31 protein-coding genes and 1 other RNA gene are annotated in these 25,869 nt (G+C 63.6%); 27 read left to right on the top strand and 5 right to left on the bottom strand.

Going from position 1 to position 25,869, the window contains the following annotated elements; translation table 11 throughout:
* Positions 1-18: 18 nt before the first annotated feature.
* Positions 19-2,055 (bottom strand): transketolase, encoded by a 2,037-nt coding sequence (gene tkt / locus DS839_RS06175; RefSeq protein WP_119269898.1) that lies wholly within the window; start codon positions 2,053-2,055, stop codon positions 19-21.
* Between the two features lie 164 nt (positions 2,056-2,219).
* Here tkt and DS839_RS06180 point away from each other — a divergent pair, with 164 nt between their 5' ends.
* Together DS839_RS06180 and DS839_RS06185 are read left to right on the top strand one after the other, a co-directional pair.
* Positions 2,220-2,507 (top strand): DUF4164 family protein, encoded by a 288-nt coding sequence (locus tag DS839_RS06180; RefSeq protein ID WP_162918334.1) that lies wholly within the window; start codon positions 2,220-2,222, stop codon positions 2,505-2,507.
* Positions 2,508-2,512: 5 nt separating this feature from the next.
* Positions 2,513-2,866, top strand: coding sequence for a cell division protein ZapA (locus tag DS839_RS06185; RefSeq protein WP_119269437.1), 354 nt, complete (start codon positions 2,513-2,515; stop codon positions 2,864-2,866).
* On the opposite strand, the gene DS839_RS06190 is transcribed toward DS839_RS06185, so the two are convergent.
* On the bottom strand, positions 2,863-3,453 hold the full coding sequence (locus DS839_RS06190) for a CGNR zinc finger domain-containing protein (protein ID WP_119269438.1): 591 nt from the start codon (positions 3,451-3,453) through the stop codon (positions 2,863-2,865). The genes DS839_RS06185 and DS839_RS06190 overlap by 4 nt on opposite strands.
* 72 nt (positions 3,454-3,525) lie before the next feature.
* Between DS839_RS06190 and DS839_RS06195 the strand changes: the two genes are divergently transcribed.
* From DS839_RS06195 to DS839_RS06210, 4 genes are all read left to right on the top strand, one after another.
* Positions 3,526-4,239, top strand: coding sequence for a 3-keto-5-aminohexanoate cleavage protein (locus tag DS839_RS06195; protein ID WP_119269439.1), 714 nt, complete (start codon positions 3,526-3,528; stop codon positions 4,237-4,239).
* Between the two features lie 59 nt (positions 4,240-4,298).
* Positions 4,299-4,457, top strand: a non-coding RNA gene (ssrS, locus tag DS839_RS06200) — 6S RNA.
* Positions 4,458-4,514: 57 nt separating this feature from the next.
* The gene (locus DS839_RS06205) at positions 4,515-5,114 is read left to right on the top strand and encodes a 5-formyltetrahydrofolate cyclo-ligase (RefSeq protein ID WP_119269440.1); all 600 of its coding nucleotides are present in this window, start codon (positions 4,515-4,517) and stop codon (positions 5,112-5,114) included.
* A 7-nt stretch (positions 5,115-5,121) separates the two neighbouring features.
* Complete coding sequence (locus DS839_RS06210) at positions 5,122-5,943, top strand: TIGR00282 family metallophosphoesterase (RefSeq protein WP_119269441.1); 822 nt, start codon at positions 5,122-5,124, stop codon at positions 5,941-5,943.
* A 12-nt stretch (positions 5,944-5,955) separates the two neighbouring features.
* On the opposite strand, the gene DS839_RS06215 is transcribed toward DS839_RS06210, so the two are convergent.
* Complete coding sequence (locus tag DS839_RS06215) at positions 5,956-6,291, bottom strand: hypothetical protein (protein ID WP_119269442.1); 336 nt, start codon at positions 6,289-6,291, stop codon at positions 5,956-5,958.
* Between the two features lie 234 nt (positions 6,292-6,525).
* Here DS839_RS06215 and DS839_RS06220 point away from each other — a divergent pair, with 234 nt between their 5' ends.
* The gene (locus DS839_RS06220) at positions 6,526-7,275 is read left to right on the top strand and encodes a YebC/PmpR family DNA-binding transcriptional regulator (RefSeq protein WP_119269443.1); all 750 of its coding nucleotides are present in this window, start codon (positions 6,526-6,528) and stop codon (positions 7,273-7,275) included.
* 34 nt (positions 7,276-7,309) lie between these two features.
* Here the strand turns inward: DS839_RS06220 and DS839_RS06225 are convergent, their stop codons facing one another.
* Positions 7,310-8,113, bottom strand: a complete 804-nt coding sequence (locus tag DS839_RS06225) for a class I SAM-dependent methyltransferase (RefSeq protein WP_119269444.1) — start codon at positions 8,111-8,113, stop codon at positions 7,310-7,312.
* A 118-nt stretch (positions 8,114-8,231) separates the two neighbouring features.
* Here DS839_RS06225 and DS839_RS06230 point away from each other — a divergent pair, with 118 nt between their 5' ends.
* From DS839_RS06230 to DS839_RS06240, 3 genes are read left to right on the top strand one after another with little or no spacing between them, the layout of a single operon-like run.
* Positions 8,232-9,374 carry a helix-turn-helix domain-containing protein gene (locus DS839_RS06230; protein WP_119269445.1) on the top strand — a complete coding sequence of 381 codons (1,143 nt, stop codon included), beginning with the start codon at positions 8,232-8,234 and terminating at the stop codon, positions 9,372-9,374.
* Positions 9,375-9,430: 56 nt separating this feature from the next.
* Positions 9,431-9,661 (top strand): hypothetical protein, encoded by a 231-nt coding sequence (locus DS839_RS06235; protein WP_119269446.1) that lies wholly within the window; start codon positions 9,431-9,433, stop codon positions 9,659-9,661.
* On the top strand, positions 9,651-10,064 hold the full coding sequence (locus DS839_RS06240; protein WP_119269447.1) for a PIN domain-containing protein: 414 nt from the start codon (positions 9,651-9,653) through the stop codon (positions 10,062-10,064). Before DS839_RS06235 ends, DS839_RS06240 begins: the two co-directional genes overlap by 11 nt.
* A gap of 20 nt (positions 10,065-10,084) precedes the next feature.
* On the opposite strand, the gene DS839_RS06245 is transcribed toward DS839_RS06240, so the two are convergent.
* Complete coding sequence (locus DS839_RS06245) at positions 10,085-10,933, bottom strand: alpha/beta fold hydrolase (protein ID WP_119269448.1); 849 nt, start codon at positions 10,931-10,933, stop codon at positions 10,085-10,087.
* A 41-nt stretch (positions 10,934-10,974) separates the two neighbouring features.
* Between DS839_RS06245 and ruvC the strand changes: the two genes are divergently transcribed.
* The 17 genes from ruvC (at position 10,975) to folP (ending at position 25,809) form a co-directional block, all read left to right on the top strand.
* Positions 10,975-11,502: a crossover junction endodeoxyribonuclease RuvC gene (ruvC, locus tag DS839_RS06250; protein WP_368911256.1), complete on the top strand. Its 528-nt coding sequence runs from the start codon at positions 10,975-10,977 to the stop codon at positions 11,500-11,502.
* A 69-nt stretch (positions 11,503-11,571) separates the two neighbouring features.
* On the top strand, positions 11,572-11,829 hold the full coding sequence (locus DS839_RS06255) for a type II toxin-antitoxin system Phd/YefM family antitoxin (RefSeq protein ID WP_119269449.1): 258 nt from the start codon (positions 11,572-11,574) through the stop codon (positions 11,827-11,829).
* Positions 11,829-12,254, top strand: coding sequence for a type II toxin-antitoxin system VapC family toxin (locus DS839_RS06260; protein ID WP_119269450.1), 426 nt, complete (start codon positions 11,829-11,831; stop codon positions 12,252-12,254). The genes DS839_RS06255 and DS839_RS06260 overlap by 1 nt, the downstream gene beginning before the upstream one ends.
* Positions 12,251-12,868 (top strand): Holliday junction branch migration protein RuvA, encoded by a 618-nt coding sequence (gene ruvA, locus DS839_RS06265; protein ID WP_119269451.1) that lies wholly within the window; start codon positions 12,251-12,253, stop codon positions 12,866-12,868. Before DS839_RS06260 ends, ruvA begins: the two co-directional genes overlap by 4 nt.
* Entirely contained in the window at positions 12,865-13,308 is a 444-nt protein-coding gene (locus DS839_RS06270) for a hypothetical protein (RefSeq protein WP_119269452.1), read from the top strand. Before ruvA ends, DS839_RS06270 begins: the two co-directional genes overlap by 4 nt.
* Positions 13,305-14,357, top strand: a complete 1,053-nt coding sequence (gene ruvB / locus DS839_RS06275; protein ID WP_119269453.1) for a Holliday junction branch migration DNA helicase RuvB — start codon at positions 13,305-13,307, stop codon at positions 14,355-14,357. Before DS839_RS06270 ends, ruvB begins: the two co-directional genes overlap by 4 nt.
* The gene (gene ybgC / locus DS839_RS06280; RefSeq protein WP_119269454.1) at positions 14,350-14,793 is read left to right on the top strand and encodes a tol-pal system-associated acyl-CoA thioesterase; all 444 of its coding nucleotides are present in this window, start codon (positions 14,350-14,352) and stop codon (positions 14,791-14,793) included. Before ruvB ends, ybgC begins: the two co-directional genes overlap by 8 nt.
* A gap of 218 nt (positions 14,794-15,011) precedes the next feature.
* On the top strand, positions 15,012-15,722 hold the full coding sequence (tolQ, locus tag DS839_RS06285) for a protein TolQ (protein ID WP_119269455.1): 711 nt from the start codon (positions 15,012-15,014) through the stop codon (positions 15,720-15,722).
* A 2-nt stretch (positions 15,723-15,724) separates the two neighbouring features.
* Entirely contained in the window at positions 15,725-16,204 is a 480-nt protein-coding gene (gene tolR, locus DS839_RS06290) for a protein TolR (protein WP_119269456.1), read from the top strand.
* Between the two features lie 3 nt (positions 16,205-16,207).
* Positions 16,208-17,140 (top strand): cell envelope integrity protein TolA, encoded by a 933-nt coding sequence (tolA, locus tag DS839_RS06295; protein WP_119269457.1) that lies wholly within the window; start codon positions 16,208-16,210, stop codon positions 17,138-17,140.
* Positions 17,141-17,150: 10 nt separating this feature from the next.
* Entirely contained in the window at positions 17,151-18,485 is a 1,335-nt protein-coding gene (gene tolB, locus DS839_RS06300; RefSeq protein WP_119269458.1) for a Tol-Pal system beta propeller repeat protein TolB, read from the top strand.
* A gap of 124 nt (positions 18,486-18,609) precedes the next feature.
* Complete coding sequence (gene pal / locus DS839_RS06305) at positions 18,610-19,110, top strand: peptidoglycan-associated lipoprotein Pal (protein WP_119269459.1); 501 nt, start codon at positions 18,610-18,612, stop codon at positions 19,108-19,110.
* Positions 19,111-19,464: 354 nt separating this feature from the next.
* Complete coding sequence (pal, locus tag DS839_RS06310) at positions 19,465-19,959, top strand: peptidoglycan-associated lipoprotein Pal (RefSeq protein ID WP_119269460.1); 495 nt, start codon at positions 19,465-19,467, stop codon at positions 19,957-19,959.
* 145 nt (positions 19,960-20,104) lie between these two features.
* Positions 20,105-21,145 (top strand): tol-pal system protein YbgF, encoded by a 1,041-nt coding sequence (gene ybgF / locus DS839_RS06315; RefSeq protein ID WP_119269461.1) that lies wholly within the window; start codon positions 20,105-20,107, stop codon positions 21,143-21,145.
* Positions 21,132-22,403, top strand: a complete 1,272-nt coding sequence (gene tilS / locus DS839_RS06320; RefSeq protein WP_119269462.1) for a tRNA lysidine(34) synthetase TilS — start codon at positions 21,132-21,134, stop codon at positions 22,401-22,403. The genes ybgF and tilS overlap by 14 nt, the downstream gene beginning before the upstream one ends.
* Before the next feature lie 120 nt (positions 22,404-22,523).
* Positions 22,524-24,458: an ATP-dependent zinc metalloprotease FtsH gene (gene ftsH, locus DS839_RS06325; RefSeq protein ID WP_119269463.1), complete on the top strand. Its 1,935-nt coding sequence runs from the start codon at positions 22,524-22,526 to the stop codon at positions 24,456-24,458.
* A gap of 298 nt (positions 24,459-24,756) precedes the next feature.
* Positions 24,757-25,809, top strand: coding sequence for a dihydropteroate synthase (folP, locus tag DS839_RS06330; RefSeq protein ID WP_119269464.1), 1,053 nt, complete (start codon positions 24,757-24,759; stop codon positions 25,807-25,809).
* Positions 25,810-25,869 lie beyond the last annotated feature (60 nt).

The following is a 25,869-nucleotide window of genomic DNA, read 5'->3' on the forward strand; positions in this document are numbered from 1 at the left end:
CAAAGCGGAGCGAGGGTGTCAGCGCTTCTTCTTCTTCACTGCTTGCAGCACGTGCTTCGCGGTGATGCCGAAATGCGGATAGAGCTTCTCGATGGGACCGGAAGCACCGAAGCCCGACATGCCGATGAAGATGCCGTCCTGACCGATGAAGCGGTCCCAATAGCCGCGCACTGCCGCTTCGATCGCGACGCGGATCTTCTCCGTGCCGAGCACTTTTTCCTTATAGGCCTTGCTCTGCTTCTCGAAGAGCTCCATCGAGGGCACCGACACGACGCGGGCCGGGATGCCGGCCTTGTCGAGCAGAGCCTTGGCATCGAGGGCGATCTCGACCTCGGACCCCGAGGCGAAGATGACGGCCTTCGATTTCTTTGCGCTGGCGGCGATCTCATAGGCGCCCTGGGCGCAGAGGTTCTTAGCGGAATAGGGGATGCGTGCCGGACGCAGCTTCTGGCGCGTCAGCGCCAGGATGCTCGGCGTCTTCTGCGATTGCAGCGCCAATTGCCAGCATTCCGCCGTCTCCACCGCATCGCAGGGGCGGAAGACCTGGAGATTGGGAATGGCGCGCAAGGCGGTGAGATGCTCGACCGGCTGATGCGTCGGCCCGTCCTCGCCGAGACCGATCGAGTCATGCGTCATCACATAGATGACGCGAACGCCCATCAGGGCCGAGAGGCGGATCGAGGGCCGGCAGTAGTCGGTGAAGACGAGGAAGGTGCCGCCATAGGGAATGACGCCGCCATGCAGCGCCATGCCGTTCATGGACGCCGCCATCGCATGCTCGCGAATGCCGTAATGGATATAGCGCCCGCCATAGTCGGCGGCGTCGAGCGGCTTCAGGTCCTTCGACTTGGTGTTGTTCGAGCCGGTGAGATCGGCCGAACCGCCGATCGTTTCCGGCACCGCCGGATTGATGACATCAAGCGCGTTCTGCGAGGAGTTGCGCGTGGCGAGCGTCGGCGGCGACTTCGCCAGCTCCTTCTTGTAGGCGGCCATGACCTCATCGAAATTCTCGGGCAGGGCGCCCGAGATGGCATGATGGAACGTAGCCTTGGCGCTGCTCTGGGCAAGCCGCTTCTCCCAGGCCTCGCGCTCGGACCGGCCGCGGCTTCCGGCGGCACGCCAGAAGCCCAAGATGTCGGCCGGGACCTCGAAAGGCGGATACTCCCAGCCCAGGGTTTTCCGGGCGGCGGCCACCTCATCGGCGCCCAAGGGCGAGCCATGGGTCGCGGCGGTGCCCTGCTTGTGGGGCGCGCCATAGCCGATGATCGTCTTGCAGGCGATGAAGGAGGGCCTGTCGCTGGTCTGCGCCGCTTCGAGCGCCGCGGCGACGGCCTGGACGTCATGGCCGTCGACACGGGTCACGTTCCAGCCGGAGGCGGCATAGCGGGCGAGCTGGTCGGTCGAATCGGCCAACGAGACCTTGCCATCGATCGAGACGCTGTTGTCGTCGAAGAGCACGATCAGATGGTTGAGCTTGAGGTGGCCCGCCAGCGTGATCGCCTCTTGCGAGATGCCTTCCATGTGGCAGCCATCGCCCGCCAGCGCATAGGTCTTGTGATTGACGAGATCATTGCCGAAGCGGGCATTGAGATGGCGTTCGGCGATCGCCATGCCGACCGCATTGGCGAGACCCTGGCCCAAGGGGCCGGTCGTCGTCTCTATCCCCTCGGCATGGCCATATTCCGGATGGCCCGCCGTCTTGGAGCCGAGCTGGCGGAAATTCTTGATCTGCTCGATCGTCATGTCCTTGTAGCCAAGCAGATAGAACAGCGAATAGAGCAGCATCGAGCCGTGGCCGGCGGAGAGCACGAACCGATCGCGGTTCGGCCAGTGCGGGTCGGCGGCATCGAATTTGAGGAAGCGCGTGAACAGGACCGTGGCGAAGTCGGCCGCACCCATGGGCAGGCCCGGATGGCCGGAATTGGCCTTCTGGACGGCATCCATGCTCAAGGCGCGGATGGCATTGGCATAGGTCCTGAGCCTCAGGCGTTCTGCATCCGAATTGAGGGGGGAGCTTAGGGAAATCGCGGCTGGCGCGGCCGTGTCGGAGGTCATGGGCTGCTCGCTTTCGGTGAATGCGGGGGTCACAGATAGCATCCGAGCCCCTTGAGTCAACCTCCCGGGGGGGCACCGAAGCGGTTGCGTGGATGAACGGCTGCGCTTAACTTATGGGCAGTGCCGGAAGGGATTCGCAGAGGCCGGCCAGCAGTTGGGGTAAAATGGCGGACACGCGCAAGCTCGACGAGGCGTTCAACCGCTTCGACGCGGCGCTCAGGCAGTTCGAAGCCGCGCTGTCGCGGCAAAATGAGCGCAAGACTGAGGAGGAGTCGCTCGAGGCGGCGGCCGAAGCCTTGCGGCTCGATCGCTCGCGCCTGGCCCAGGAGCTCGACGGCGTGCGCGCCAAGGCCAATGATCTCGTCTCCACCAATCAAAAGGCCGTCGGCAAGATCGATGCGGCGATGTCGCGCATCAGGGCCGTCCTCCACAGCAACAGCGGAGGATCGTGAGCCCGATGGCGCAAGTGATCGTCCAGGTCAATGACCGGCCCTATACGATGCAATGCCCGGATGGCGAGGAAGACCATCTGCGCGAGCTGGCGAAGCTGCTCGACACCGAAGTGTCGCGCATCAAGAGCAATGTCGGGACCGTCGGCGATATCAGGCTCCTGGTGATGGCCGGCCTCATGGTGGCCGACCGCCTGTCGGAATCGGTCAGGCGCATCGAGGAACTCGAAGACCAGCTGCGCGGCGCCCGCGAAGCGCGGAACGCCACCGCCCAGCAGGCGCGCGACATGGAATTGAAATTCGCCGAGCGCCTCGAGACCGCCGCAGAGCGCCTGGTGGGGCTCGCCGGCAAGATCGGCTAGCGCTTCTGCCGCTTGCGATAGGCCGCCTTCTTCACCTTGTTGCCGCAGCCATTCATCGCGCACCAGCGCCGCTTGCCGGGGCGCGATGTGTCGAGGAACAGGATTGAGCAATGGCCATCGGCGCATTTGCGCACCCGCGCCAGAGCGGGGCTCGACAGAAGGTCGATGGCGTCGCGCGCCACCGTGGCGAGCACCGACTCATAGGGTGAGTCCGATGCCCAGTCATGCGGCTGCCCTATGCCTGCGAGCTGCGGGACGAAAGCGGGCTTGCGTGCCGCTTCATTGACATGGCGGAGATCAGCTGGGCTCGGCCGAGTGCCGGCGAGAGCCGCGGTGAACAGGCGGAATAGCGTTTCGCGAAGCCCGCGCGCTGCTTCGATCTGACCATCGCCGACGATGCCTGCCCTGGAGATGAGGCCCGCCGCCACGCACCAGCGGCCGAGATCCTGCGTGCCACGCCAGCGGTCGAAGGGCATGTGCTCGCGGTCGCCGACGGTCGCGATGAAATCCAGGCACAGCCGGCCGGAGCGGAAGCGGAATTCCCATTCGGACGGATGAAGTTTTGCCAGCGGATCGGTCTGGTCCATGGGTACTTGTATAACCGGTTCCTCTCTGTTAAGCTAGGGACCAGTTAAACCGGTTCCTAGATGGAGAGACCCATGCTGCAAGCCTGTCTCAACGGCGCCCGCACCCGCCAGGATCACCCGAAGGTCCCGCTGAGCCCTGAGGAGCTGGCGCAGGATGCCGCGGAAGTCATCGCGGCCGGTGCCGCGGAGCTCCATGTCCATCCGCATGGCCCCGATGGCGCCGAGACGCTCGATCCGGGCTTGACCGCGGCGGCGCTCACGGCCATCCGGGCGAAGGTGCCGGGCATTCCCGTCGGCCTCACGACGACCGAAGGCGTCAGGAGCGATGCGAGCCGCGGTTTCGATCAGCTGAAGGCCTGGCGCGTGCTGCCCGACTATGTGTCGGTCAATCTGAGTGAAGCGGATGCGCCTGAAATCATCGAACTCATGCTGGCCAAGGGCATCGGCGTCGAGGCTGGCCTCGCGACCGTTGCCGATGCGCGCCGATGGGTGAAGCTCCCGACGATGAAGGATTGCCTGCGCGTCCTCGTCGAGATCGATTTCGAGAAAGATGTCGCAGACGCCCTCGATCTCGCCGATGAGATCATCGCCGTCCTCAGGCAGCATGACGTCGCACTGCCTCTGCTCCTGCATGGCTTCGATCAGACCGTGTGGCCGCTCTATCGCAAGTCGCGGTCGCTCAAGATCGATGCGCGACTCGGATTCGAGGACGGCATCCATCTTCCCGACGGTCGTGTCGCCGCCGACAACCGCGACATCATCGCTGCTGCGCGTGCGCTACGCTGAATGTGGACTGATTGAAGCAGGTTCTGGATTTCCCCGCCGCTTGCGCCTAAATAGGGAGCGGCGAGCTGCCCGGTGCGTGAGGAGATCTTTTCCCTGGGGCCTATACGATTCTCGCGGGAGCTGTCCCTAGGCTTGGCCGTGGCCTTGCCCACATGGCGCCCACCTACACTTGTAGGTACCCGGGATCGTCACTCTCCCACGGCCATGGCGGCCCGCCACTGTGTTTTTTGGAAAACTGATGGATGGCCGGTCGAGCCCGGCCATGGAGGGCTGACATGCAAGTTGCAAAACGTTCCGGCGACCTTATCGATCAAAAACGCCGGGCGCGAACGGCAGCCAATGCGCTGCGCATGCAGGCCCACAAGACACTGGGCGAACGATCGGGCCTCATGCTGGCGCAGCATGAATTGCCCATCAACCGCAAGGACGGTTTTGGTTCCGTCTCCGGCTTCTATCCCTATCAGGCGGAGATCAACGTGCTGCCGCTGCTCGCAAGGCTCGTCAGCGAAGGCTGGCTGACGGCGCTGCCGGTCGTCATGGCCAAGGGCGAGCCGCTCACTTTCCGCGCCTGGGCGCCGGGCGAGCCCACCGGACGCGGCATCTGGGATATCCACGTTCCGCTCGAGACCGCTCCTGAACTCCAACCCGACGTGCTGCTGGTGCCGATGCTCGCCTTCGACCGGCGCGGCTATCGCCTGGGCTATGGCGGCGGCTTCTATGACCGGACGCTTGCCGAACTGCGCAAGCTGAAGCCGGTCGTGGCGATCGGCGTCGCCTATGCCGAGCAGGAAATGGACGAGGTCCCGATCGCCTCCTATGACGAGCCGCTGGACTGGATCCTGACCGAGCGCGGCGTCATCGAGCCGAAACGCTGATCTCGCGATGCGTCTCCTGTTTCTCGGCGACGTTGTCGGACGGACCGGCCGCGAGGCAGTGGCGCGCGTGCTGCCGCCATTGCGCGAACACTTGGCGCTCGACCTCGTCGTCATCAACGGCGAGAACGCGGCGCATGGCTTCGGCATCACCGAGGACATCTATCTGGGCCTGATCGATGCCGGCGCCGACGTGGTGACGCTCGGCAACCACTCCTTCGACCAGCGCGAGGCGCTCGTCTTCATCGAGCGCGTGCCCAATATGCTCCGTCCACTGAATTATCCGCCGGGCGTGCCGGGCAAGGGCGTCGGCATCTTCACGACCAAGACGGGCAAGCGCGTGCTGGTGATGAACATCATGGGCCGGGTGATGATCGAACCGCAGCTCGACGATCCGTTCCGCGCCGTCGACCGCGAGCTCGAACTATGCCGGCTGGGCGAGGCGTGCGATGCGGCGATCATCGATTTCCATGCCGAGGCGACGTCGGAGAAGACGGCCTTCGGCCATTATGTCGACGGGCGCGTGAGCCTCGTGGTCGGCACCCACACGCATGTGCCGACCGCCGACCACCAGATCCTGAAAGGCGGCACCGCCTATATGAGCGATGCCGGCATGTGCGGCGACTATGATTCGGTCATCGGCATGGACAAGGAAGAGCCGTTGACGCGCTTCACGCGCAAATTGCCGGTCGAACGCATGCGACCGGCCGAAGGCGAGGCGACGGTCTCGGGCCTTGCAGTCGAGACCGACGATCAGACCGGCCTCGCCGTCAAGGTCGCGCCGCTTCGGATCGGCGGCCGGCTGTCGGAAGCGAAGATCGACTTCTGGTAATTTTTGCGCTGCTCAGCGGCGGCGCAGGAAGCCCGGATTGTCGGCGGTCAGCGCCGGCTCCTTGCCGCGCGCTTCGCTCGCCATCCGGTCCATCACCTTGACGGCGCGCGTCCATTCGTCCTTGGCGCCCGGAACATTGCCGCGCTCGAGTGCGCCTTGGCCGGCCCGGAGATGGTTCTCGGCGGCCTGCGACAAGTCGCTCAGCGTCGCGATGGCGGCAAAAGCCCGCCCCGCGGGAGCGGCCTTGGCAAGGGATCGCACTTTCTTGAGGGCCGCGGCGCCGGCGGTTCCCGCCATGCCTTCCGCCGCAAAAGCAATAGACTCGATCGAACCTGGCTTCACCGTCATGGGACGCTCCTGTTACTCACTTTCGAGTAAAATTCGGCCATCCGCCTTAAGGACGGGTTAAACGCTGAACCCGTTGCGAGCCGGCGTTAATGACGGGTAAAGCCGGTCAGAAACGGGATGATTGACTGCTCGCTGGATGGCCGGGTCAGGCCCTGGGTTAAACCCGGCCATGGACTTGTTAATCTTGTTGGACGGGGTCTATAAGGCCCCCAGAATTCAGAGGTTCGAGGGTCTATGGCAGGTCATTCCCAATTCAAGAATATCATGCACCGGAAGGGCAAGCAGGACGCCATCCGGTCACGGCTCTTTTCCAAGCTCGCGCGTGAAGTGACGGTTGCGGCGAAAACCGGACTGCCCGACCCTGAGAAGAATCCGCGGCTCAGGCTCGCGGTGCAGAACGCCCGCGCCGAGAACATGCCCAAGGACAATATCGAGCGCGCCATCAAGAAAGCATTGGGCGGCGATGCCGACACCTATGAAGCGATCCGCTATGAAGGCTATGGGCCGGGCGGCGTTGCCATCATCGTCGAGGCGCTCACCGACAACCGCAACCGCTCGGCCAGCAATGTGCGCTCGCTGTTCGCGAAATATGGCGGCAATCTCGGCGAGACGGGTTCGGTCGCCTTCATGTTCAACCGGGCGGGCGAGATCACCTACAAGGCGCAAGCAGGCTCGGCCGACGACATCATGGAAGCGGCGATCGAAGCCGGCGCCGATGACGCGCAGTCGGACGAGAGCGGCCATGTCATCCTGTGCGCCTTCGAGAATATCGGCGAGGTGACCTCGGGGCTCTCAGCCAAGCTCGGCGAGGCCGAGACGGTGAAAGTGGTGTGGAAGCCGCAGACCGTGACGCCGGTCGATGAGGAGACCGCGCAGACGCTGATGAAGCTCATCGACGCCCTCGATGAGGACGACGACGTGCAGAACGTCTTCACCAACTTCGAAGTCTCCGACGAAGTGATGAAGAAGCTCACCGCGGCGTGAGACAGACGATCCATCGCTCACGGCGAGCTCGCGACTATGCCGCTTTCTCCGCCGTAACGATGTGCGCGGGCGCTTCGAACGCCACCTCGCCATTCGCCTGGACATAGGGACGAAGGGCAGTCCCGGCCTCGTGCAGCAACAACCGATACTGCTCATCATCGATCAAGTCGGCGAGCGTCCATCCCTTGACATCGGTGCGCACCCAATCCTCGATGGAGGGGAAACGCGCTTCGCCCGGATGGGTCGAAACACCGACATTCGGAATGCCGGATCCGGCGAACAGCGAATGCAGCGTTTCGCGATTTCCGAGAGCGAAGGGCGCATGCAGCTCCGATGCGATGCGCGCACCGAACAAACGCTCCAAAAGCGATGCCATTGCGGCATAGCCCGGATTGTTCTCGAGCGCATCCCACACGGCAATAGACAGTCGGCCGCCCGGCGCCAGCACGCGCCACATTTCCCGCACCGCTACCCGCCGGTCGTCGAAGAACATCAAGCCAAACTGGCTGATCACGGCATCGAACGTGGCGTCGGGAAACGGAAGCTTCTCGGCACGACCCGACTTCCAATCCACATTCGGGGCCTTGCACCGCGCTATCGCCAGCATGCCTTCGTTCCGGTCGAGACCCACCACCGATCCATAAGGTGCGACCCGCTCGGCTACCGCGCGCGCCAATATCCCGGTGCCGCAGGCGACGTCGAGCACTGATTGTCCAGGAGCGATGCGCGCCGCATCCGCCACCACGCACGTCCATTGCTGAAAGAGCGCCGGCACGAAAAAGGTTTCATAGATTTCCGCCGCGCTGCCTGTCACTTGGCCTTGCAAGCCCTCGGGCATGGATACCTCCCATCGCTATTCGCGATTGTCCTGCGTCCGCGCGGCGGGCCGCCATCCCCCTTTCGCCGGCTTGTGCAAAAACCGCCGGTATTTCGTTTGATAGGATAGGATAAGGACTATGAGACGCCGCGAAAACCCCGCGCCTGGCGGAGCGAGCGACCAGGTCCTGCCCAGCGACCTGGCGCGGGTGCTGACGTGGATGCGCCAAAGGCTTGATGAGCCAATGCATCTGGAAACGCTGGCGTATGTCGCAGGGGTCAGGCCGCGGACGCTCGAAACGCATTTCCAAACGTTCCTCGGCACGACGCCGCTCGGCTGGCTGCGCATGATGCGGCTGCAGGCTGCCCGGCAATTGCTGCTGGAATCCAAAGAGCAAAGCGTCACCGAGATCGCGCTGGCGAGCGGGTTCAATCAACTCGGCCGCTTCGCCGCTCGTTATCACGCCATGTTCGGTGAATTGCCGTCGCAAACTCTGCGCCGCGCTCGCATGCCGGATGCGGCGCTTGACGATGAAGCGCTGAGATTGACCTGGCGTGCCCTGCCGGCGGCATTGCAAGTCGCAGCTCATGCCTGTGATGCGGCGCTGGAGGATCTCGAGCGCGCCCAGACGATCGCGCCGTCTTATGGATTGGCCAAAGCGCTCGCCGCGTGGTGCTGGAGCCAACGCGCGGCGCAGCATTTCAGTGCAACGCCGGAGCAAGACCGCGCCTGCGCGCGTGAACTCGTTGAACAAGCAGAGCGCCTGGCGCCCGACGATGGCATGGCTCTGACCTTGTGCAGCGGCACACTCGCCTTGCTGCACAGCGTCGACGCCGCGGACCGTCTGGTCGAGCGTGCCTTGGCCATCGATCCTTATTCGCCGCTCGCCGTCAGTCGCCGCGCCTGGCTCTCCGTCTATCAGGGTGACAGCGCCGCGGCCTTGCGCGGCTTTCGTCGGCTGATGCCGTTCGATGCGCTGCGCCACACCGCCTTTATCGGGATGGGCTGTGCGCATTTCGCGGCGGGCCGCTACGAGCGCGCGGCGGTCTGGGCGAAGAGCGGCGTAGAAGTGCTTCCTGCCGCGTTCTGGGGCGAGCGGATCGTGATTGCGGGTGCCATGCATGCCGGCGCCCGCGCGGAAGCGCGCCGGCGCGCCCGGGCGCTGATGCGCAAGGATCCGGAACTCACGGTCGCCATCGCCGGCACGGCTTGGCCCTGCCGGCCAAGCTTCATGGAGCAGTTGACCGATGGCCTGGCCGCCGCCGGAGTCCCGCGGGACTGAATTCCTTCTTGATTTTGCTCCACAGTTGCACATATACTGTGTAACAAGGCTCGCTCATGAAAAATATCACTCTTTCTGTCGACGAAGACATTTTGGCAAAAGTTCGCCGTTATGCGGCCGACCATGACACGACTGTGAATGCTCTGGTCAGGACGGAGCTCGAGCGCATTGCCCGGCAAGATGACCGCGTCAAGCGCGCCATGCGCGAACTTCGCAAGATGAGCGACCGCTCTAACGCCGAGACGGGGCCTGTGACATGGATGCGCGAAGACGTCCATGAACGTTGACTGTTTTCTCGATACCAACATCCTCGTTTATGCAGCGACGGGACATGGCGCGGACGAAAGGAAACGCCAGAGAGCGCTCGACATTCTCGAAGAAGCGGGGTTCGGTACGTCCGGTCAAGTGTTGCAAGAATTCTTCGTCGTCGTGACGCGCAAGGTGAAGTCGCCACTTACACCTTTCGACGCCGCTGAATGGATAGATCGCCTGGCCCTAAGACCGGTCGTTCCGATCGACGCGGGACTGGTCAAACATGCGATCGAGATTTCTCAGCGGTACAAGATTTCACATTGGGACGCCGCTATCATCGCCGCCGCCCAAGCACTCGAGGCGGTCGTTCTGTATACCGAGGATCTCCATTACGGCCAGACCTATGGATCGGTTCGCGCCGTCAATCCCTTCACGTAGTTTGCAACGGTCAGCTTAGGCTACTTCAAGAACTCCAGCACCGCATGATTGAAGGCCGCCGGATCCTGCACCATGGCGAAATGGCTCAAGCCCGGCAGGATCACGAGCTTGGCGCCGGGAATGGCCTTGGCCATCTCGGTATTGTGCTCCTGCTTGATCGCTTCGTCGTGCTCGCCATCGGCGATGGCGACCGGTGATTGGATCTTGGCGAGCTGGTCCGGCTTGTAGTCGGGCTGGCTGGCCCACATCTGGCCGATCTGGGTGACGAAGTCGTTGAACTCCTTGGGCGTCTTCGACAGGCGCTCATAGTCCTTGCCGGCGTTCTCGATGTATTTGGCGAAGATCGGGTCCTTGTCGATATTGGGCTTGAGGCCCGCAACATTGGTGTTGGCGCCGAAGGCGAAGAGCCGGTCGAGGCGGTCGGGATAGTTCATCGCGATGTCGAGGCCGATGATGCCGCCGTCGCTCCACCCGACGATCGAAGCCTTGTCGATCTTGAGATAGTCCATCAGCGCGACGACATCCTTGGCCATCAGGCCGTAGCTATAGGGTTGCGCATCGCGCGTCGAGCGGCCATGGCCGCGGCTGTCCATGGCGATGACCCTGTATTGCTTGGCAAGCTCCGGCACCTGGCCGCCGAAATATTCGGTATTGCCGAGGCCGCCATGGAGCAGGATGAGCGGCGAGCCGTCGCCCCAGGCCGCATAATAGATCTTGATGCCGTTGACCGGCGCCTCGCCGCTTTCGGTGGGCGGCGGCAAGGGTTGCGGTGCCGGCAACGTCTTCCACAGCTCTTCCGCCCGAAGCGGCAGGAGAGCGAAGAGGATCGCCGCGATCGTGATGGCGATGGACTGAAGAAATCTGCGCATGATGCCCTCTCGCGAAGATGTGACAGCCGGGAAAGGATGCTATGCCTCGCGCCATGGTCCTGTCCACTGTGCGAATCATCGGCATCGACCCGGGCCTCAGGCGCACCGGCTGGGGCCTGATCGCCTGCCAGGGCACGCGCCTGTCGCATATTGCCGATGGCCTCATCCTAAGCGACCAGGCGCTCTCCCTGGCCGAGCGGCTGGTGCAGTTGCGCGAGCAACTCGCCAAGGTCATTGCCGAATGGCAGCCGGATGAGGCGGCGGTCGAGGAAACTTTCGTCAACACCGACGCCAGGGCCACCTTGAAGCTCGGCCAGGCGCGCGGCATCGCCCTCCTGGTGCCAGCGGAAGCGGGCATCATGGTCGCCGAATATGCGCCCAACCAGGTGAAGAAGACGGTGGTGGGGGCGGGCCATGCCGAGAAGGAGCAGATCCACCATATGGTGAAGGTGCTGCTGCCCAGGGCCCAGCCCAAATCGGCCGACGCCGCCGATGCGCTCGCCGTCGCCATTTGCCATGCCCATCACCGCGGCGCCCAGAGCCTGGCCAAGCGGCTGGCGCGTTCTTGACTTGTTCTCAGAGTTGCGCTAAATAATGTAGCTATGTTTCTACAATATCACCTTCCGATGGAGGGCTGCATGACGATCACCACTTTGACCAGCCGGGAATTCAACCAGGATACGAGCCGCGCGAAGAAGGCGGCCAAGAAGGGCCCGGTTTTCATCACCGATCGCGGAAGGCCGGCTCACGTCTTGCTCAGTATTGAGGAATACCAGCGGTTGAAAAATAAAGGCCGCAGCATTGTCGACATGCTGGCGATGCCGCCGGGCACGGAAGACGTCGAGCTTGAGATTCCACCCAGGCGCGATCTCGCGCGGTCGGCTGACTTCGACTGATGTTTCTGCTCGACACGAACGTCATTTCCGAACTACGCAAGACCAAGTGGGGAAGGGCGGATCACAACGTAGTCGCGTGGGCGCGAAGCATCCCGGCCGAAAGCCTCTTCACCTCAGTCATTGTCATCCAGGAACTGGAAATCGGCGTGTTGCTTGCTATGCGGCGTGATCCCACCCAAGGAGCTGTCTTGCGCACATGGTTGGACAATCAGATAGTGCCCAGCTTCTCCGAACGCATCCTGCCGGTCGACGCTGTTGTCGCACGACGGAGTGCGGCGCTTCACGTGCCTGATCCGCGTCCGATCCAGGACGGTTTGATCGCCGCTACAGCGCTTGTCCATGGCATGACGGTCGCCACGCGCAATGTTGCCGACTTTGCTTCGACGGGAGTTTCTCTCGTCAATCCATGGAGCTATGCCGCATGATCAGCAAGCTCAAAGGCCGTATCGACGCCTATGGACCGGACTGGGTCGTCATCGACGTGAACGGCGTCGGCTATCATTGCTCCTGCTCGACGAAGACGCTGTCGCATCTGCCGGCGGTGGGCGAATTCGCGGAAATCCTGACCGAGATGCTGGTGAGCCAGGACATGATCCGGCTCGTCGGATTCGCCACGCAGAGCGAGCGCGAATGGTTCAGGCTCTTGCAGACGGTGCAAGGGGTGGGCACGAAAGTGGCGCTCGCTCTGCTGTCGACGCTGACGACGGCCGAGCTCGGCAATGCGATCGCGCTCCAGGACAAGGCGATGGTGTCGCGCGCGCCGGGTGTCGGTCCCAAAGTCGCGCAAAGGATCGTCAGCGAGCTCAAAGACAAGGCGCCCGTCTTCGCGCCGGTCGATCCCGGTCTCGCGAAGCTGCAGGCGGAACTCGGCGGACCGAAGCCCACGGCCGCAACCGACGCGGTTTCGGCGCTGGTCAATCTGGGCTATGGCCAGACCCAGGCGGGGGCGGCAGTGAGTGCGGCCATGCGCAAGGCGGGTGAGGATGCGGCGACCGAACAGCTCATCCGGCTGGCGCTCAAGGAATTGGCTCTGGCATGAGTGAAGCGGGCATGAAGGTGGCATCGGCAAGCGCGGCGGGGCTCTGGGAAAAGCTGGTCATGACCGTCCTCCTCACCGTCAGCGTCGGCCCCATGGTCGGAACGGCGATGGTCTTTCTTGCCATTGCGACTGGCGACATGGTTTTGATCGCGACGTTTGTGCGAGGCGGATCCGTTTTGTTCGTGCTGCTGCTTGGCTATGTTGCGGGCGGATTTCAGGCGGCCCTTTGCGGTCTTACCTTCGCCCTCTATGGCTGGCGGTTCGGCAGGCTGCCGATGTGGCTCCCAATCGTGATCGCGTTGCCGCTGGCTTCCGCCTTCAAATTCATTGTTTTTGGAATGCTCGGCGAGGGTCTTATTGAGAGTATGCTTATTCATGTAGTGCCAGCCCTTGTCGCTTGGTGGCTGGTAAAGGCCTATTGGCAGAGAGCAGAAGCATGAATGCGGCCAGCGACCGTCTGATCGACCGGGATTCTCGCCCCGAAGATCAGCTCGACACGCATTTGCGGCCGCAGCTGCTCAAGGAATTCGTCGGCCAGACGAAGGCCAAGCAGAACCTGCATGTGTTCATCGAGGCGGCGAAGGGGCGCAACGAGGCGCTCGATCATGTGCTCTTCGCCGGGCCCCCGGGTCTCGGCAAGACCACGCTGGCGCAGATCGTGGCGCGCGAGCTCGGCGTCAATTTCCGCGCCACGTCGGGCCCCGTCATCGCCAAGGCCGGCGATCTCGCGGCCCTTCTCACCAATCTCGAAGAGCGCGACGTGCTGTTCATCGACGAGATCCACAGGCTCAATCCGGCGGTGGAAGAGATCCTCTATCCGGCGATGGAGGATTTCCAGCTCGACCTCATCATCGGCGAAGGACCGGCGGCGCGCTCGGTGCGCATCGATCTCGCGCGCTTCACGCTGATCGGGGCGACGACCCGCACCGGCCTGCTGACGAATCCCTTGCGTGATCGCTTCGGCATCCCGGTGCGTCTCGATTTCTACACCGAAGAGGAGCTGCTCGACATCATCCGGCGCGGTGCGCGCGTGCTGCAGGTGGCGATGGCGGAAGAGGGGGCGCGCGAGATCGCACGGCGCTCGCGCGGGACGCCCCGCATCGCCGGCAGGCTGCTGCGCCGGGTGCGCGATTTCGCCTCGGTCGCGGGTTCGGCGACCATCGATGCCAAGGTTGCCGACAAGGCCTTGCGTAATCTCGAAGTGGATTCACGCGGGCTCGATGCGCTCGATCATCGTTATCTCACCTGCATCGCGGTCAATTTCGGCGGCGGGCCGGTCGGCGTCGAGACCATCGCCGCCTCGCTCTCGGAAGCGCGCGATGCGATCGAGGAAGTGATCGAGCCTTTCCTCATCCAGCAAGGCCTCGTCAACCGCACGCCGCGCGGGCGCCTGCTGACGGCGCATGCCTTCCGGCATCTGGGGCTGCAAGTGCCGCAGCGGCCCGAGATCACGCAAGGCGTCCTGCCGCTCGAGAATGGCGATGACTGAGTGGCAGGGCTTGGCCGGGCGTCTCGAGCGGGGCCTGCATGTGCTGCCGGTGCGCGTCTATTACGAGGACACGGATTTCTCGGGCGCCGTCTATCACGCCAATTATCTCAAATTCTGCGAGCGCGGCCGCTCCGACTGCCTGCGCCTCCTCGGCATCCACCACCATGAGATGCACTGGCACGAGACCGAAGGGCGCATGGGCTTCGTGGTCAGGCGCATGGTCTGCGACTTCCTGAAGCCCGCCCGGATCGACGACCTGCTCGAGGTCGAGACCCGGTTCCGCGAGATGGGAGGGGCCCGCATGGAGCTCGAGCAGAAGGTCGCGCGGCAAGGCGAGGTCCTGTTCGCGGCGGAGGTCACCGTGGCGCTGGTCGATGCGGCGGGCCGGCCGAGGCGCTTCCCCAAGGCCATGGCGGAGGCCCTCAAGACCTTTTGACGCAAGGGTTGGGGCCGTAACGATACATTAACCATAGCTTGCTGTTCTGAGGCGGGAACCCGGTCCGGAAGGAGCGGGAGGGCGGTGGATTCGGCGTGAAAACGCCGGTTACGCCGCAGTTTGGACAGATTTAACCTTATTTACCTCGCTCTCTTCACCCAGAAGATCGGGCGGGGCTTTTGGATTCGAAAAGCCGGCGGTGGGAAAGAAAGCAAAGCATGGAAGTTGAGACGGTACAGAACGTGGCGCAGTCGGCGGGACAGCTCTCGCTCTGGCATCTCATCTGGAATGCGGGTTTCGTGGTCCAACTGGTGATGCTGGGCCTTGCCGCCGCCTCGATATGGTCCTGGGCGATCATCTTCGAGAAATTCTTCGTCTACCGGCGCACCCAGGCCCAATCGGAGAAGTTCGAGCAGACCTTCTGGTCCGGGCAGTCGCTCGAGGACCTCTATATGGCGCTCGGCGCCCGCAGCAATAACGGGCTCGCGGCGATCTTCATGGCCGCCATGCGGGAATGGAAGAGAAGCCAGGGGGCGGCCACGCGGGCCGGCTTCCAGGGTGTCCAGAAGCGCATCGAGAAGGTGATGGACGTCCAGATCCAGAAGGAGATGGGCTATATCGAGTCCAGGCTTCTGTTTCTGGCGACGGTCGGCTCGGCCACCCCCTTCATCGGCCTCTTCGGCACCGTCTGGGGCATCATGACCTCGTTTCAGGCCATCGCCAATTCACAGAACACCAATCTGGCGGTGGTGGCGCCCGGCATCGCCGAGGCGCTGATCGCGACGGCGCTAGGCCTCCTTGCTGCCATACCGGCGACAATCTTCTACAATAAGTTCGCCGCCGACGCTTCGAAGATCGGGGCCAGATTGGAGAATTTCGCCGACGAATTTTCCGCGATCATCTCGCGGCAGCTGGACGAGCGGGTGTAGGCATGGGTGCTTCGGCAAGTGGAGGGAACGGGGGATATACCAGGCGCGGCAGCCGCAGGCGCTCCTCCTTCTCGGCAATGAGCGAGATCAATGTGACGCCGCTCGTCGACGTCATGCTGGTGCTGCTCATCGTGTTCATGGTGGCCGCTCCCCTGATGACCGTCGGCGTTCCGGTCGACCTGCCCGAGACCCGCGCCAAGCCCTTGCAGGGCGACAGCGAGCCGATCAACATATCGCTCGACAAGGATCACAAGCTGTTCCTGCAGGAAACCGAGATCGATCCCGAGACGCTCATCGCCAAGCTCGAGGCGATCGCCAAGAACGGCTATGAGGAGCGCATCTTCGTGCGCGCCGACACCAATGTGGATTATGGTGCGGTGATGAAGATCATGGGTTCGCTCAATGCCGCGGGCTTCAAGAAGATCGGCCTCGTCACCGGTGCCGAACCCGACAAGAAGCCACAGAAGAAGGCACAGAACTGAGGGATGCGGCGCAGCCTCACGATATCGCTCCTGATGCATGCGGCGATCCTCGCCTCGGCCTTTGTCGTGCTGCCCAATCCTGACGAGTTCAAGGTCGAGGACCAGGAATCGATCCCGATCGAGATCATCACGACCGAGGACACGGGCAAGAGGCAGGCGACCGTGAAGACGCCGGAAAAGCCGGTGGAGAAGGCTGCCCCCAAGCCCGCCGAGGTCCTGACGCCGGTCAAGCCGGCGCCGGAAGTGGCGCCTGAGATCAAGACCGCGGCCAAGGAAGCCTCCGCACCGCCCGAGCCCAAGGTCGAGCCCAAGAAGGAAGAACCGAAGAAGGAAGAACCGAAGCCCGAGCCCAAGCCCGAGGAACTCGCCGAGCTCATCAAGAAGACGGACGAGCCCGAGCCCAAGAAGGAAGAACCGAAGAAGGCGGAGGCGAAGCCCGAAAAGAAGCCGGTCGAGAAGCCGCCGGAAAAGAAGCCCGAGAAGAAGCTGAAGCCGAAGAAGGAATTCAATCCGGACGAGATTTCGGCCTTCCTCAACAAGACCGACGAGAAGCGCACCGCCCCGCTCAAGCCGCAGACCGAGACCGGCACGCCGAAACAGGGCGAGTACAATCTGTCGGGCATCGATGAGAGCGTCGCGGCGACATTGCGCGATGCCCTGCGCCAGCATCTGGAAAAGTGCTGGGACATCCCGCCCGGCGCGCGCGAGGCGGCCATCGTCGTCAAAGTCCATTTCATGCTCAATCCCGACGGCACGGTGAGCGGCATGCCCGATGTGGTGAACAGCAGCTCGGACCCGCTGTTCGGCGTGACCGCGCAATCGGCGGTATCGGCAGTAATGGGCTGCCAGGCCTACGATTTCCTGCCGCAGGACAAGTATGACATGTGGCGTGAAATAACCTTCACATTCAATCCGAACCAGATGTATCCGAGCTAGGCGAGGCGGCATGATCCTGAAGCGCATCCCCGATTCACATTTCTTCGCGACGGTTCTCGCCGCTGTCCTGTGGCTCACGCTACACACGGGCGCGCGGGCGCAGGGCCTCGACGTCGACATCAACAAGGGCCAGATCGATCCCTTGCCCATCGCCATCACGGCGTTTGTCGGCGCATCGCCAGAAAGCGCCCAGTCCGGCGCCGACATCGCCGGCGTCATCGCCAACAATCTCGGCCGCTCGGGCTATTTCCGTCCGTTGCCGCCCGAATCCTTCATCGAGCAGATCACCAGCTTCGACCAGGAGCCGCGCTTCGGCGACTGGCGGCAGATCCAGGCCAAGGCGCTGGTGACCGGCCAGGCCACGATGGAGGGCGGACGGCTCAAGGCGCAGTTCATCCTCTGGGACACGGGCTCGCAGCAGAAGCTCGCCGGCTTCGAATTCGCAACCTCGCCCAAGAACTGGCGCCGGCTCGCGCATCTCATCTCCGACAAGATCTATCAGCAGATCACCGGCGTTCCGGGCTATTTCGACACGCGCATCGTCTTCGTCTCGGAATCGGGACCGAAAGACAAACGGGTCAAGCGCCTGTCGATCATGGACCAGGACGGCTTCAACGTGCGCTCGATCAGCGACGGCAAGCAGATCGTGCTGACGCCGCGCTTCTCTCCCAATTCGCTCGAGATCACCTACATGGCCTTCGGCTCGGGGACGCCGCGCGTCTATCTCTACAATATCGAGACCGGGCAGCGCGAGATCGTCGGCGAGTTCCCCAATATGAGCTTCGCGCCGCGCTTCTCGCCGGACGGCCAGCGCGTCATCATGAGCCTGCAGGACGAGGGCAATTCCAACATCTACCTGCTCGATTTGCGCTCGCGCCAGATGCAGCAGCTGACCAACGTGCCGGCGATCAACACCGCGCCCTCCTTCTCGCCCGACGGCAGCCAGATCGTGTTCGAGTCGGACCGCGAGGGCTCGCAGCAGGTGTATGTGATGAATGCCGACGGCTCGAACCAGCGCCGCATCTCCTATGGCGACGGCCGCTATGCGACGCCGGTGTGGTCGCCGGACGGCAGATACATCGCCTTCACCAAGCAGGGCAGCGGGCGCTTCGCCATCGGCGTCATGAATCCCGACGGTGGCGGTGAGAGAATATTAACCGAAGGTTTTCATAATGAAGGTCCGACATGGGCACCGAACAGTCGCGTGATCATGTTTTTCCGCGACGAGCCGGGGGAGAATGGTGGCCCGCGGCTCTATTCGGTCGACGTTTCGGGCTACAACGAGCAGCTCGTCAAGACGCCGAGTTTCGCGTCGGATCCGGCGTGGTCGCCATTGTTGAACTGATCCGTCTACGGATGAAAATCCATCCGTCGCGCGGATATTGAGTTGGTCAAGGGGCTTGGGGGTCCTGCTTGCACTTGAGGTTGTCTCTCGCGCAGGCGCCAACGACTTGAAGGAGTGGGATAGCATGTTGCGTTTCAGTGCGGGGTTCAAGGCCGTAGCCTTGTGTTTCTGTTTCCTGGCCCTTGCGGCCTGTTCCAAGAAGAACTCGCCGGATCTCGAGGCCAATAACGGCCTCGGCCGTGCCGCCATTGCGGGTTCGGAGAACCAGTTCAAGACGGAAGTGGGCGATACCGTCTACTATCTCGTCGACCAGTCGACGCTGACGCCGGAAGGCAAGGAGACGCTGCGCCGCCAGGCGGCGTGGCTGAAGCAATATTCCGACGTGATGATCCAGGTCGAAGGCCATGCCGATGAGCGCGGCACGCGCGAGTACAACATCTCGTTGTCGGCCCGGCGCGCCACCACGACACGCGAATTCCTGGTCTCCCAGGGCATCCAGGCGAGCCGCATCTCGACCATCGCCTATGGCAAGGAGCGGCCCGTGGCCTTGTGCGATGCCGAACAGTGCTGGACGCAGAACCGCCGCACCGTCACGGTCATCACCTCCGGCGCCAAGACGAGCTGACGGCAGGGACCTGAGCTTCTTCGAAAAGGGCGAGCCTGGTCTCCGGGCTCGCCCCTTGCTTGGCAGATCGCGACACAATGACCGGCGCATGGCTGGCCTGACGCAAAGCCGGCTTGCCACCGGTTGTCTTTTTCTCTTATTTCCTAGCAGTTTTCATTCCCGGGGCGGCGATGGTCACAGAATCGCCGCGCTGTTACGGTCATAAGCCAGCATTCCGTGCTCCCTGGCTTGGCCAGGAAGGGAATATTAACCCTGCTTGAGCACAGTGCGGTAGCAATTTGGTCCTGTAGTGGGCAAGCAGCGCCGGTCAAAATCGGCCGCGTGGCACAGGGCGGGACATAGGAGTGGGATGAGATGTTGCGTCGTTTGGCGGAATTCAAGATCGCTTTGATTTGTTGCTGTTTTCTGGCTTTGGCGGCGTGCTCGAAGAAGAATCAGCCGGATCTCGAGGGCGATGGTGCGGGGTCGGCGGTTCCCGGCTCCGAGAAGGATTTCGCCATCAATGTCGGCGACCGCATCTATTTCATCGTCGACACCTCGACGCTGACGCCGGAAGCCCAGGAGACGCTCAGGCGCCAGGCTGCCTGGCTCAAGCGCTATCCCAATGTGACCGTCCAGGTCGAAGGCCATTCCGACGAGCGCGGCACCCGCGAATACAATATCTCGCTCTCGGCCCGCAGGGCCACCGCCACCCGCGAATTCCTGATCGCTCAAGGGGTTCAGGGCAACCGCATCTCCTCGATCGCCTATGGCAAGGAGCGCCCGGTGGCATTGTGCGATGCGGAACAATGCTACTCGCAGAACCGGCGTGCGGTCACGGTGATCACCGGGGGCGCCGTATCGGGCTAGTTGACGGCTGGAGACCTGTGGCCGCCCGGCAACAGGTCCCAGATCTTATTTCTCGCGCCTCGGGAAGCCTCATTTTTACCGCCTTTGAAGATCATGCCCACATACGGGGTGCTGGGGACGGCTTGGCACAGCAGCGGTTTACGTGATGAAGACAGTATTGAAGTTCACGCTCCCGGCAGCCCTCCTGATGGCGTTTGCCGTCGGTAGTGCCCACCCCTCGCTCGCCCAGTCCGAGGATGAGCTGGCAGGCCGCCTCAGCCGGATGGAAGAGCAGATGCAGCAATTGATGGGCCAGGTGGAGCAGCTGACCTTCGAGGTCCGCCGCCTGCAGGGCCAGCGCAAGTCGGGCGATCTCGACCAGCCGGTCCAGCAGAAGAAGCGCCAGGTCGCCGCCGCCCCGCAGGTTGAAAGCCAGGGCATCGAGCAGATCGAGGGCGACACCCAATATACCCAGCAGGAGCAGCTCAGGACCGTCGGCGATGACGAGCTGCCGGAGGGGGCGGTGCAAAGGGCGCCCGGCCCCAAGATCCTCGGCACCTTGCCCAGCAGCGACTATCAGCAGGGCAATGATGGCGGCCAGCAGGGCGGTGGCGGCTACGATCAGAACGGCCAATTCCAGGGCCAGGTCCTGGTGCCGCCAGCCAGCGGCAGCGGCGACGATCAGGTGCAAGGCCGGGTCCTCGTGGCGCCCAGCAACAATGACGGCGGCGGCCAGGTTCTGGTTCCGCCGGAAAACGGTGGTGGCGGCGGCAATGATCTCGTTCCCGAGAAGGTCGAGACGGTGGCGCTCGGCAATGCCGCCTCGGGCGACCCGGAGGCCGTCTATGAGCGCTCCTATGAGAGCCTGCTCCGGCGCCAGTTCAACGACGCCGAGGTCGGCTTCCGCGGCTTCCTCGAACAGCACCGCACGCACAGCCTTGCCGGCAATGCGCAATATTGGCTGGGCGAGACCTACTATGTGCAGGGCGACTACAAGCAGGCGGCGCAAGCTTTCCTATCGGGCTATCGCGATTTCCCGAAGAGCCGCAAGGCGGCCGACAGCCTCCTGAAGCTCGGCCTGTCGCTCAACCGCCTCGGCCAGAAGGAACAGGCCTGTGCCGCCTATATGCAGGTCGGCTCGCAATTCCCGAAAGCCGCCGAGGCTCGCAAGCGCGCGCAATCGGAGATCAAGCGTGCCGGCTGCTGAGGCAGCCCGGCCGATCAGCCTCGCGCGATCGAAAGACCTTTTCGAGACTTTAGCCTTTCATGCCCATGTGGCGCTTGCCGTCTCGGGCGGCAGCGATTCCGTGGCCCTCATGTGGCTCGCGGCGCGCTGGGCCAAGGCCGTTCCCCATGCGGCGAAGATCAGTGTACTGACGGTCGACCATGGTCTCAGGCCGGAAGCGGTGCGGGAATGCGCGACCGTCGCAGACTGGGCCAAGGCGCTCGGCCTCGAGGCCCATATCCTCACCTCTATGGGCGAGAAGCCTGAAAGCGGGCTGCAGGCCAAGGCGCGCGAGATGCGCTATGGCCTGATGCGCGACTGGTGCCGGGCGCAAGGCGCCACGCTGCTGGTCACCGCCCATACGCTGGAGGACCAGGCCGAGACCGTCCTCATGCGCCTTGCCCGGGGCAGCGGGATCAAAGGGCTTTCGGGCATGCGCCCGGATGAAAGGGGCGATGTACTGCTGGAACGGCCGCTGCTCGGGACAAGCCGCGCCGCGCTTCGGGCGACGCTGCAAGCGGCGGGCCATCCCTGGATCGATGATCCGAGCAATGAAGATGAGCGCTTCGAGCGGGTGCGCCTGCGCAAGGCGGCACCGGTCCTTGGCGCCCTCGGCTTGAAGCCCGAGGCCATCGCCCGCTCGGCCGCAAGGCTCGAACGGGCACTCATCCCTCTCGAGGAGATGGCCCGGGACTTCATGGCCCGGCATGTCGAGGTGAGACGGGAAGGCTTCGCCATCGTCGATCTCACCCCCTTCCGCAAGCTCGACGACGAGATCGCCATCCACGCGCTGGAACGGCTCCTCTTGCATCTGGGCGGGGGTAGCGAGCCGCCGCGGCTGATGGCCGTCGAGGCGCTGCAAGCATGGCTCAGGCGGGGCGAAAGCCAGGTCAGGACGCTCGCCGGCTGCCGCATCGCCCGGCGCACGCGCCATCTCCTGATCGGGCGCGAGGCCGGCCGCATCAGCCCTGAGCCCGTCGCGATCGCCCCGGGCCAAAACATCTTATGGGACAACCGGTTCACGGTCTCGATCGGGAGCACCGACCACCCCTGCGCCATCGTGCCGGTCAGGACCCTCAGGCTGGCGCGCCAGCGCGACCTCCCGGCCTTCGTCCAGGAGAGCCTGCCGGCCATCCTGACCCAGGGCGAATTTGCCGCGGTACCTTCCCTTGGAATTGTGGGAAAAGCGGCGCCGCCAGGCTTCAGGCCTTTGGTGGAATTTCAGAAAATTGGCCTTTAAATCGTACCCGAAAAGCCGTTACGCTTGGCAATCCGGACCCTGATCCCTATGTTAGCTTTAACTTTTGGGCGGCAAGATCGCCCTGGTCCGGGCGTCCTGAGCCTTTGAGAGAGGAACGACGTGAATAATTTCCGTAATTTTGCCGTCTGGATCGTCATCGCGATCCTGCTCTTCGCCCTGTTCAGCCTGTTCCAGGGCCAGGCGTCGCGCTCGAAGACCGACGATCTCGATTATTCGCAATTCCTCAGCAAGGTGAATGCCGGCGAAGTGCAGACCGTCACCATCACCGATGCCGGCATGAATAGCAGCTATATCACCGGCAAGCTGACCAGCGGCGAGACTTTCGCGACCTATGCGCCACAAGACAACGATCTTATCAAGACCCTCAAAGAGAAGAACATCACCTTCAACGCCAAGCCGGCGCAGAACGACTCGTTCCTCTCCAATGCGCTGTTCTACTGGCTGCCGACGCTGCTCCTGATCGGCGTGTGGGTGTTCTTCATCCGCCAGATGCAATCGGGCGGCGGCAAGGCCATGGGCTTCGGCAAGTCCAAGGCGAAGCTCCTGACCGAGCGCCATGGCCGTGTGACCTTCGAAGACGTCGCGGGCGTCGATGAGGCGAAGGAAGACCTGCAGGAAATCGTCGAATTCCTGAAAGACCCGCACAAGTTTCAGCGCCTCGGCGGCAAGATTCCGAAGGGCGCCTTGCTGGTCGGTCCTCCCGGCACCGGCAAGACGCTTCTGGCGCGCGCCATCGCGGGCGAGGCCAATGTGCCCTTCTTCACCATCTCGGGCTCCGACTTCGTCGAAATGTTCGTCGGCGTCGGCGCGTCGCGCGTGCGCGACATGTTCGAGCAGGCGAAGAAGAACGCGCCCTGCATCATCTTCATCGACGAAATCGACGCCGTCGGCCGCCATCGCGGCGCCGGTTTGGGCGGCGGCAATGACGAGCGCGAGCAGACCCTCAACCAGCTCCTCGTCGAGATGGACGGCTTCGAGGCCAATGAAGGCGTGATCCTGATCGCGGCCACCAACCGGCCGGACGTGCTCGATCCGGCACTCTTGCGCCCGGGCCGCTTCGACCGCCAGATCACCGTGCCCAATCCCGACATCATCGGGCGCGAGCAGATCCTGCGCGTCCATATGCGCAATGTGCCCTTGGCGCCCGATATCGATCCCAAGGTCATCGCGCGCGGCACGCCCGGCTTCTCCGGCGCCGATCTCGCCAATCTGGTCAACGAGGCGGCACTCCTCGCGGCAAGGCGCAACAAGCGCCTCGTCACCCAGCACGAGTTCGAGGACGCCAAGGACAAGGTGATGATGGGTGCGGAGCGCCGCTCGCTCGTCATGAGCGAAGAGGAGCGACGCAACACCGCCTATCACGAGGCGGGCCATGCCATCGTCGGCCTGTCGGTGCCCTATGATCCCTTGCACAAGGTCACGATCATTCCGCGCGGCCGGGCGCTCGGCGTCACCATGAACCTGCCGGAGGGCGACCGCTATTCGCGCACGCGTGAATGGTGCGAAGCGAGGCTCGCCGTCCTGTTCGGCGGACGCGAGGCCGAGCTCGCCCTCGGCGGCGAGAGGAACGTCACCAACGGCGCCACCGGCGACATCCAGATGGCGACGCAGCTGGCGCGCTCCATGATCATGGAATGGGGCATGTCCGACAAGCTCGGCCGGGTGCGCTATGGCGGCAACGAGCAGGAAGTCTTCCTCGGCCATTCCGTCACCCAGACCAAGAACATCTCGGACGAGACCGCCAAGGTCATCGACGACGAGATCCGCAAGCTCATCGAGGACGGCGAGCGCAAGGCGCGCGACATCCTCAAGAAGAACCGGGACAAGCTGCATCAGCTCGCCAAGGCGCTGCTCGAATTCGAGACACTGTCGGGCGATGAGGTGAAGGCCGTGCTCAAGGGCGAGACGATCCATCGCGACGATCAAGGCGGCGGTTCGAAGCGGCCGGAAAAGGCGGCTTCGTCCGTGCCGGTCACCGGTCGTCCGAAAGGCGGCCAGGCCCCCGGCGAAATGGAGCCGCAGCCGCAGAGCTGAAGGTGGCATTACCCTCGCCCCGCTTTAGCGGGGAGAGGGTAGGCGCCCGCCGCGACCTTGCTCCGCCGAAGCGAAGCCTCCTTGATCCAACGAAGCGAAGCCTCGGCTTCGCGAAGGCGAGAGCGGCGGGAAGGGTGAGGGGCATGGGCAGAGTAATGTCTTTCTTCGTCCCTCTTATCGCCCTTCACAGCATTCAAGCTTCTCCCTCGAACAAAATCATCCGGATGCCCCTCACCCTCCCATTGCTGCGCAATGGGCCCCTCCCTCTCCCCGCTGAAGCGGGGCGAGGGTAAGTCGCATGACTCTCTATCTCCGTCCCTTGAGCCTGCTCTACGGGCCGGATGCGCGCCGGGCGGTCGGCGCGCGCGAGGGGGGCGCGCTTGGCGGGTCGGACTTCATCGCCTTCACGCAGGTCGAGCTCATCGAGCGCGCCGGCGGGCGCATCGCAAGACGCGTCGTCTCCTACAAGGACGCGCAGGCCCATTCGGAGAAGCTCCGGTGCATCGAAGCGCGCCGTCCCGATTTCGCCGGTCTTGCTCTCGGCCGGCCGAAGCTCATGGGCATCATCAATGTGACACCCGATTCATTCTCCGATGGCGGCCGCCTCGCCGGCCCCGACGACGCCATCGCCCATGGCAGGAGACTCGCCGAGGAGGGCGCCGACATTCTCGATGTCGGCGGAGAATCGACCAGGCCCGGTTCCGACGCCGTGTCGCTCGCGCTTGAAGCGGAACGGGTCATCCCGGTCATCCGGACGCTCGCCGATGCAGGGCATCGCCTTTCGATCGACACGCGCAAGGCGGCCTTGATGCGGGACGCCGTCGCCGCGGGTGCCGCCATCATCAACGACGTGTCGGCCTTGAGCTTCGATCCCGAAAGCCTTGGCGTCGCGGCGAAGCTCGGCTGCCCGGTCGTCCTCATGCATGCGCAAGGCGATCCGAAGACGATGCAGGACAATCCGATTTACGAGGACGTGGCGCTCGACGTCTACGATATGCTCGAAGGGCGGATCGCCGCTTGCGAGGCCGCCGGCATCAGCCGCCACCGCATCGCCATCGATCCCGGCATCGGCTTCGGCAAGACCTTTGCCCATAATCTGGCGCTGCTCAGCCAGCTGCCGCTGTTCCACGGCCTGGGCGCCGTCCTGCTGGTCGGCCTGTCGCGCAAGGCCTTTACCGGCGCGCTCACCGGCGAAAAGAAAGCGGGCGAGCGGGTCATGGGCTCGGTCGGGGGCGCCGTCCAGGCCGCCCTCAATGGCGCCCAGATCCTGCGCATCCATGACGTCAAGCCGACCCGGCAGGCCCTGGCGGTGGCGCTCGCCGCCGCCGATCCGGAAGCCTCCGGCATTTAACCCTTGTCAGCCTGATCTGGTATAGATTAGCGGGATTGGAGACGGCTTGTCGGGTTTAAC

The organism is Taklimakanibacter deserti, assembly GCA_003574785.1.

Excerpts from the sequence above, each read along its gene's own strand:
- ruvB (WP_119269453.1), top strand. The coding sequence starts at position 13,305 with ATGAATGCGGCCAGCGACCGTCTGATCGACCGGGATTCTCGCCCCGAA.
- DS839_RS06225 (WP_119269444.1), bottom strand. The coding sequence starts at position 8,113 with ATGCCCGAGGGCTTGCAAGGCCAAGTGACAGGCAGCGCGGCGGAAATC.
- DS839_RS06215 (WP_119269442.1), bottom strand. The coding sequence starts at position 6,291 with ATGACGGTGAAGCCAGGTTCGATCGAGTCTATTGCTTTTGCGGCGGAA.
- DS839_RS06190 (WP_119269438.1), bottom strand. The coding sequence starts at position 3,453 with ATGGACCAGACCGATCCGCTGGCAAAACTTCATCCGTCCGAATGGGAA.
- tolB (WP_119269458.1), top strand. The coding sequence starts at position 17,151 with ATGATCCTGAAGCGCATCCCCGATTCACATTTCTTCGCGACGGTTCTC.
- folP (WP_119269464.1), top strand. The coding sequence starts at position 24,757 with ATGACTCTCTATCTCCGTCCCTTGAGCCTGCTCTACGGGCCGGATGCG.
- DS839_RS06255 (WP_119269449.1), top strand. The coding sequence starts at position 11,572 with ATGACGATCACCACTTTGACCAGCCGGGAATTCAACCAGGATACGAGC.
- tkt (WP_119269898.1), bottom strand. The coding sequence starts at position 2,055 with ATGACCTCCGACACGGCCGCGCCAGCCGCGATTTCCCTAAGCTCCCCC.
- DS839_RS06180 (WP_162918334.1), top strand. The coding sequence starts at position 2,220 with ATGGCGGACACGCGCAAGCTCGACGAGGCGTTCAACCGCTTCGACGCG.
- tolR (WP_119269456.1), top strand. The coding sequence starts at position 15,725 with ATGGGTGCTTCGGCAAGTGGAGGGAACGGGGGATATACCAGGCGCGGC.
- DS839_RS06260 (WP_119269450.1), top strand. The coding sequence starts at position 11,829 with ATGTTTCTGCTCGACACGAACGTCATTTCCGAACTACGCAAGACCAAG.
- DS839_RS06220 (WP_119269443.1), top strand. The coding sequence starts at position 6,526 with ATGGCAGGTCATTCCCAATTCAAGAATATCATGCACCGGAAGGGCAAG.
- DS839_RS06205 (WP_119269440.1), top strand. The coding sequence starts at position 4,515 with ATGCAAGTTGCAAAACGTTCCGGCGACCTTATCGATCAAAAACGCCGG.
- tolQ (WP_119269455.1), top strand. The coding sequence starts at position 15,012 with ATGGAAGTTGAGACGGTACAGAACGTGGCGCAGTCGGCGGGACAGCTC.
- DS839_RS06230 (WP_119269445.1), top strand. The coding sequence starts at position 8,232 with ATGAGACGCCGCGAAAACCCCGCGCCTGGCGGAGCGAGCGACCAGGTC.
- pal (WP_119269460.1), top strand. The coding sequence starts at position 19,465 with ATGTTGCGTCGTTTGGCGGAATTCAAGATCGCTTTGATTTGTTGCTGT.
- ruvC (WP_368911256.1), top strand. The coding sequence starts at position 10,975 with ATGCCTCGCGCCATGGTCCTGTCCACTGTGCGAATCATCGGCATCGAC.
- DS839_RS06270 (WP_119269452.1), top strand. The coding sequence starts at position 12,865 with ATGAGTGAAGCGGGCATGAAGGTGGCATCGGCAAGCGCGGCGGGGCTC.
- pal (WP_119269459.1), top strand. The coding sequence starts at position 18,610 with ATGTTGCGTTTCAGTGCGGGGTTCAAGGCCGTAGCCTTGTGTTTCTGT.
- DS839_RS06240 (WP_119269447.1), top strand. The coding sequence starts at position 9,651 with ATGAACGTTGACTGTTTTCTCGATACCAACATCCTCGTTTATGCAGCG.
- DS839_RS06185 (WP_119269437.1), top strand. The coding sequence starts at position 2,513 with ATGGCGCAAGTGATCGTCCAGGTCAATGACCGGCCCTATACGATGCAA.
- DS839_RS06195 (WP_119269439.1), top strand. The coding sequence starts at position 3,526 with ATGCTGCAAGCCTGTCTCAACGGCGCCCGCACCCGCCAGGATCACCCG.
- DS839_RS06235 (WP_119269446.1), top strand. The coding sequence starts at position 9,431 with ATGAAAAATATCACTCTTTCTGTCGACGAAGACATTTTGGCAAAAGTT.
- tolA (WP_119269457.1), top strand. The coding sequence starts at position 16,208 with ATGCGGCGCAGCCTCACGATATCGCTCCTGATGCATGCGGCGATCCTC.
- DS839_RS06210 (WP_119269441.1), top strand. The coding sequence starts at position 5,122 with ATGCGTCTCCTGTTTCTCGGCGACGTTGTCGGACGGACCGGCCGCGAG.
- DS839_RS06245 (WP_119269448.1), bottom strand. The coding sequence starts at position 10,933 with ATGCGCAGATTTCTTCAGTCCATCGCCATCACGATCGCGGCGATCCTC.
- ybgF (WP_119269461.1), top strand. The coding sequence starts at position 20,105 with ATGAAGACAGTATTGAAGTTCACGCTCCCGGCAGCCCTCCTGATGGCG.
- ybgC (WP_119269454.1), top strand. The coding sequence starts at position 14,350 with ATGACTGAGTGGCAGGGCTTGGCCGGGCGTCTCGAGCGGGGCCTGCAT.
- ruvA (WP_119269451.1), top strand. The coding sequence starts at position 12,251 with ATGATCAGCAAGCTCAAAGGCCGTATCGACGCCTATGGACCGGACTGG.